4 protein-coding genes and 2 tRNA genes are annotated in these 6,303 nt (G+C 70.4%); 4 read left to right on the top strand and 2 right to left on the bottom strand.

Features of this window, described 5'->3' with window-relative positions:
- Positions 1-204 precede the first annotated feature (204 nt).
- The gene (locus CHB98_RS09125; protein ID WP_143425038.1) at positions 205-984 is read left to right on the top strand and encodes a hypothetical protein; all 780 of its coding nucleotides are present in this window, start codon (positions 205-207) and stop codon (positions 982-984) included.
- 797 nt (positions 985-1,781) lie between these two features.
- Here CHB98_RS09125 and CHB98_RS21100 read toward each other — a convergent pair.
- Entirely contained in the window at positions 1,782-3,287 is a 1,506-nt protein-coding gene (locus CHB98_RS21100; RefSeq protein ID WP_143425040.1) for a hypothetical protein, read from the bottom strand.
- Between the two features lie 758 nt (positions 3,288-4,045).
- Positions 4,046-4,119, bottom strand: a tRNA-Gly gene (locus CHB98_RS09135).
- A 214-nt stretch (positions 4,120-4,333) separates the two neighbouring features.
- On the opposite strand from CHB98_RS09135, the gene CHB98_RS09140 reads away from it, so the two are divergent.
- The 3 genes from CHB98_RS09140 (at position 4,334) to CHB98_RS09150 (ending at position 6,208) form a co-directional block, all read left to right on the top strand.
- A complete protein-coding gene (locus CHB98_RS09140; protein ID WP_089305244.1) occupies positions 4,334-5,362 on the top strand; it encodes a permease in 1,029 nt (342 codons plus the stop codon).
- A gap of 10 nt (positions 5,363-5,372) precedes the next feature.
- Positions 5,373-6,074 (top strand): TIGR03943 family putative permease subunit, encoded by a 702-nt coding sequence (locus tag CHB98_RS09145; RefSeq protein ID WP_089305245.1) that lies wholly within the window; start codon positions 5,373-5,375, stop codon positions 6,072-6,074.
- Positions 6,075-6,131: 57 nt separating this feature from the next.
- Positions 6,132-6,208, top strand: a tRNA-Pro gene (locus CHB98_RS09150).
- Positions 6,209-6,303 lie beyond the last annotated feature (95 nt).

The raw sequence follows: 6,303 nt of genomic DNA on the forward strand, positions 1-6,303 counted from the left end.
GAGGATCCGAACAACCGCTGGTCCGGCCAAGATGACGACCGGGTAGCCGTCCTCCCTGATCCCCTTGTCCGTCTGGCGCATGCCGTGTGGTCACGTGTCATGGCTGAATTACTCGAGCGTCAAAACTAGCCCGAGATTGACGAAGCGACCGAGTATGCGGCAAGTCGACCGGCTTCACTTGTGCCGCCATGACACCATGCCCGCGTGGCGCAACCAGATCCCACGGGTCAGCTTTGGTCGCTCGATGAGTACATCGTCGTGGCCGACCTCTATTTGAGGCGGGGGCACAGTTCGGGTGCTCGAGATCGTGCTGTGGAGGAGCTCGCCAGGCTAACGCGACGTACGACGGGCTCAATTAGCCGCCGGCTTGGTAATTACCAAGGGACATTGCATCCAGGAAGGGGGCTCAAGCCCGTCACCGGCGAGGCGCTCGCCGTCTTCAAGGCCATGGCGGCCGAGCCTCAGGTGCGCGAGCAGTTGACCGCTCAGGCCCGTGAGCGCCTGGAGGCTGGCCTGCCGTCTGGCGCCATGCAGATCCCCGCTACCGCGGCGACCCGGCTCGTAGACACGGAGCAGATGCGCATCACGGAGACGGAAGTGACCTATTCCGAGACCACGCGGACGGTTGTCCGGGCCGAGGCGCAGCTCGTAGACCGCTATTTGGCCTGGTTGACGAAAAAGGGGCGCGCCATGAGCAGCGTGCTTCTTCCCTCGGAGTCGGGCACTCTTCGAGTCGATCTCTTCGACCGCGCCCAGAATCTCCTCATCGAGGCGAAGGCTGGCAGTTCTCGCGAGTACATTCGATATGCGATCGGTCAGTTGATGGACTATCGCCGGCGAATCTCACCGCGTCCAAACCTCGCAGTCCTCCTGCCGGAGGCGCCCGCGCCGGACATGCTGGCGTTGCTCCGAGAGCTGCACATCTCCGTGATCTTTGAGGCCGATAGTCGATTTATGGATCCTACGTTCAAGCCCACCGGGTGATGCTGCGGCTCGCCCTCAGCAAGGACAGGCGGACCCGTCGTGTCGTCGGGCGTCACGTCAAGCCAGCGGCCCAGGAGCGGCACCTCGCCGCGGGTTGCGCCATTGCGCAGGCGGTTGACCCCGAGGTTGTCCAGGTCATCGTCATCGAGGTCGGGGGCTGTGTACTCGGCGCTCGGCGCGGTGGCGCTCCTCGGCGGATCGTCGTGGACGGTGCGTCGGGAATCCCGGCAACCGGTTCCCGCGGATGCACCGCACGGCGGCGATGTCGGAGAGCACGGTCGGCTCCCTGCCGAGGTGCTTGACGCCTACCGGCCTGCGCACCACCCGCTCGGCCAGCACAGACGGCTATGCGCGGACGTCACTCTGCCGGACGCGCCTGGCCCGAAGGCGCCCGGATCTGTCCGTCAGCGCCGCACGCTGGGAGCGCCCCGGTGTCCGACGGCGGGGCAAACAAGTCGCGCTGCGCGGCCCAGCCAATCATGGGTCAAGCGCAGGCCGCTCGGAGGGCGGCCAGGGCATCCGGACCGTAAAGGTCGGAAAGGTCTTCGGCTGCCCGGACGCCGGTCCCCACAGGAACGTGACCACGCGCTCTTTCACTCAGGGTGCGTGAGTGTGCGCCGGGGCAAGTCCGCTGACCCGGCTCTCCGGACACCACGTCCAGGAAGTGGGTCAGGCTGCCTCGTTCGCCGTGCGGCCTGACCGTCGATGTTGGAGAGCTCGAGTGGCTCGAGGAGCCTGAGCCGGGTGGACTGATTCGGGCCATCGACATGGCGACATGTCAGGTCAAAGGAGGTCCGTCACGCGGTGTCCGAGTGCCGACCTACGCCGTGCGTCAGGGCGCGCACCTCTTCGATCAGGCTTCGGTCGAACAACACGTGCCCACGGTCGAAGGTCTTCAGCGACACGCCTTGCCGCTCGTCGAGCCGGTCGGCGTACGAGACCTCGCGTTGGTGACAGGTCGGGCACTGGCGCATGACCACTAGCGGCGTCATGTCGATGAAGTCGTCGCCCACGTGCAGGTAGAACACGTCGTCCGCGAGCGGAGTGGCGCTGATGAACGTCGTCTGCTCGAAGTCGGGGTGATCACCCATCGTCCGCGACGCGTGTACCTGGAAGTCACCCTCGCTTCGCCGATATCGTGAGTTACTAGTGAGGATCCACGGGCACTCAGCCAAGAACCGTGCCTTCTCCATGGCACGCTCGTACACCGGCAGCACCATCTGCAGCCGGTCGGACGCCTCCAGTTCGTTCCGCGGCGCGGCCCCATGCGCCCACCGATTGCGCTCCTGCACCAGCTCGTTGAGGTCAGCGATGAGCCCGCTCCCGCCCTTACCGCGCTTGAGCGCCGCGCTCAGTCCGGCGACGGGCTGCGGATGTTGCGACATCGGGCCGCCGACAGATGCAAGTGCCTGGATCCAGTGGCCCTGAGAGGCGCCGCCGGTCACAATCGCCTCACCGAGGTCGGCCAGCTGCGGGGTCTTCACGTCGTACTCGCGCGCCCAGGTCGTCGCGACGACGCCCAACACCACAGTCAGTGCCTCGGCGCCCCGCAGCATCCCCTCGTAGACGTCCCGTAGAGTCGTCGCGCTCTGGACTGCCCGTACGGCCCGCGCCACGGGATAAGGCATGTCGGAGCGTGCCTTAGACAGCACCTCGCAGTTGCGCACAGCTTGCAAGTCCAGCGCGTCGATGGGTGTGACATCAGCTGGGGCTTTCGGCGGCTGAGCCGGTCCGGACGTCGCCGGCTGCGCGCGCCGGGCCGCGCGACCGGCCTCGGGGGCCGGCGGCACGGTCGACTGCTGTGCGCGGGCGGGCTCAGCCGGCCGGCTCGGAGGCGCCTCCGGTGGCACGGACGCCGGCCCCCTCCTGGCCTGCCACTCCGAACGTGGAGGCGGCGGAGGGGGTGCGGTGGAGGGACCCGGAGTCGGCACGGAAGGCGCCGGCCGGGGTGTCGCCGGGGCCGGAGACGGCACGGATTCGCTGCGCAGGCCATGGCTCGGGTTCGCGCCTCTTCGGACCTTGCGGTAGCGCGCCCGCCGGATCAGCAGGCGGATACAGGTCGGGAAAATCCCGAAGAGGACGCCGAAGACGACGGCCGCGAGTAAAGCGTCCAGCCACCGCGGCAGGGTGGTCGTCGACGTGCTGCCCTCGTCCGGAAAGGCGATGGCAATGCCAGCGAGGATCGTCCATCCGACGGTCCACCACACCAGCCAATCACGGTGTGGCGGGCTGTCATATAGACCGAGCACCGCGTTCATCTGCTTCGGCGGACGCCCACGATCGGGGTCCTGCAGGAAGCTCATCTCGGCACAGTAGGTCAGGTCCCTCCGAGTCTCCCGCCCGGTTCGCCATCAGGGGCCAAGTGGGGCGGTGCACGTCGAGGTCGAGGGCACATGGGGGCGCCGGAGAGCCATCGCTGAGCGCACCACGCCCACGGCTGTCGGCCCGACCAGCTGGACGGGTCAAACAGCCGGGTTGGACGATTCCGCGCCTTCCGGGTGGCCCAGTCCAGCGTCCCCGTGACGCAGCGCGTGGACGCTGTCACGAGACTTTGCGTGCCTCAAGCTCCGTCGAACTCTTGCCACGGCCGACCCCCCCGACCCTCCAGGGCTCGAGCCTCATGGCGCCGCTCGCCTTTCGTGTCCCTCGGAGAGCAACACACATGCCACCGCGTACAGCTGTCCATGCTCAACTGCCGTGCTCGGCGATCCCGACGTGGGAGCTTGTCCGACCGGCTCAATGCCGAGCGCCCGGCGCCCCGTGGCGAGGGGCACGCGGCGCTGGACCGGGATCCGGAGATCCACCGGCTGACCGGCCGCCTGCACACAGCCCGTGCCCAGCTATAGGTCCTGAGGAGTGGGCCCGTGACCCAAGTGGGTCACGGGCTCGGATGGGTGGCCGGCGAGGCTGTCTCACCGGGCCGTTCAAGCCGAGCGGCGTGACCCATTCATGACCCACGCAGCGGAAAACAGGGGTCACGAAAGGGTTGAACGGGCCGTACGGAGGCTTCTCCAGAGCTTCTCTGAAGAGCCTGACAGGCCGATTGACCTGCAGTTATGCATGGAGCGGGTGACCGGGATCGAACCGGCATGGCCAGCTTGGAAGGCTGGGGCTCTACCATTGAGCTACACCCGCGAGACCGAGCGAGAGAACGCGCCCCCTCGCCGTGAGGCGCCCCGCTGACCGAGGTCGGCCGGGCTCCCAGTCCGGGACGAGGGTAGCGCGCACCTGATCCGTGAGTCCTGACGGCACCTCATCGCGCCGGCGCGGTCGGACGTCGCCGAGAACGCAGCCCGCGTGGCAGGGTGACCGCCGACTCCGGACGGTCATCGACAGACGGGGGGAACCGGTGTCCCGTTCCCCGGCGGAGCCGGCCACGTCGCCAGGGGCCCGGGGCCGCGCGGCCTCGCCCGCGGACCGGAGACGGTCGCTGCCCTCGTCCCGGGACTTCCTGATCGGGCTCCTGGTCCAGGTCCTCGTCATCCGGTGGCTGTGGCCGGACCTGTTCGCCATCCCCGGCCTGCAGGCCTGGGCGACCATCTTCGTCGCGGTCTGCCTGCAGGCCCTGCCGTTCCTGGTCGTCGGGGTGCTGCTGTCCGCCGCCATCAGCGCCTTCGTCCCGCCGTCCTTCTTCCAGCGCGCCCTGCCGCGGCGGCCGGCGCTCGCGGTCCCGGTGGCCGGGTTGAGCGGCGCGGTGCTGCCCGGCTGCGAGTGCGCCTCCGTGCCGGTCGCCGGCAGCCTGGTGCGCCGCGGCGTCGCCCCTGCGGCGGCGCTGGCGTTCCTGCTGTCGGCCCCCGCCATCAACCCGGTCGTGCTGGTCGCCACCGCGGTCGCCTTCCCCGACGAGCCGCTCATGGCGGTCGCCCGCTTCGCCGCCTCCCTCGTCGTGGCCGTCGTCATGGGGTGGCTGTGGACCGCCTACGGGCGCGGGGAGTGGCTGCGGCTGCCGTCCCGCGCCGCCGGCCACGCAGGCGCCGGCCGCCTCGACACCTTCCGCACCGCCGCCCAGCACGACCTGCTGCACGCCGGCGGCTTCCTCGTCGTCGGCGGGATCACCGCGGCCACCCTCAACGTCGCCGTCCCCCGGGCGTGGCTGGAGTCGATCGGCGACTCCGCGGTGCTGTCGGTGCTGGTGCTGGCCGTCCTCGCCGTCGTCCTGGCCATCTGCTCGGAGGCCGACGCCTTCGTGGCCGCCAGCCTGACCTCCTTCAGCCTCACCTCCCGGCTGGTCTTCCTCGTCGTCGGGCCGGTCGTCGACGTCAAGCTCATCGCGCTGCAGTCGGGCACCTTCGGACGCCGGTTCGCCCTGCGGTTCGCACCCGTCACCTTCGCCGTCGCCGTCCTCTCGGCGCTCGCCGTCGCCTGGGTCGTCTGGTGAGGAGCCGCCCGTGGACCGGCTGACCCAGCTCTGGGTCCTCCTGCTGCTCGGTGGCGTCACCCTCGCCGTCGCGCTGGGCGACGCCCACCTCGCCTACGTCCGGCCCGGCTTCCGGCCGCTGCTCCTGGGCGCCGGCGCCGTCCTGCTCCTCCTCGGCCTGGCCGGCCTCCTCCGCGAGCGCTCTCCTGGAGGTGCGCACGGCCACGGCGCCCCCCGCGTGGCCTGGCTGCTGCTCCTCCCCGTCACGGTGGTCCTGCTCGTCGCCCCGCCCGCGCTGGGCTCCTTCACCGCGGCGCGGCAGGCCCTGCAGGTCGAGGCCGCGGCCGAACCCCCGGCCGCCGACATCGGACCGGACGACCCCGGCGAGCGGCACCGCACGATGGGCCTCCTCGACTACTCCCTGCACGCCCTCGCCGCCGACACCAGCGCGCTGAACGGCCGGCTGGTCCGCCTCACCGGGTTCGTGACCCCCCGCGACGGCGGCGGCTGGTACGTCTCGCGCATCGGCATCACGTGCTGCGCGGCCGACGCGGTGGCGGTCACCGTCGTGGTCGACGCCGGGCGCGGGGACCTCGCCGCCGACCAGTGGGTCGAGGTCGTCGGCTCCTGGGCGCCACCCCGGCCGCACCCGGTCGGCGGCCACCCCGAGGCGGTCATCGCGCCCCGCTCGGTGACCCCGGTCGAGGCGCCGGCCAACACCTACCAGGGCTGAGCGGGGCCGCCGTCCGGACGGCCCCGCCGCGGGGCGCGCCTAGACTCCCTGGGGCCACGGGGTGTGGCGCAGCTTGGTAGCGCACCCGCTTTGGGAGCGGGGGGCCGTGGGTTCAAATCCCGCCACCCCGACCATGTGATGTCGCAAGACATCCTGGACGCCCGGACCCACGTTCCGTGGGTTCGGGCGTCCGTCACTTCCGGGTGGGGCCGGGTGGTCGGCCGGTGGG

The organism is Geodermatophilus pulveris (genome assembly GCF_900188375.1).
Classification (GTDB): Bacteria; Actinomycetota; Actinomycetes; order Mycobacteriales; family Geodermatophilaceae; genus Geodermatophilus; species Geodermatophilus pulveris.

Excerpts from the sequence above, each read along its gene's own strand:
- CHB98_RS21100 (WP_143425040.1), bottom strand. The coding sequence starts at position 3,287 with ATGAGCTTCCTGCAGGACCCCGATCGTGGGCGTCCGCCGAAGCAGATG.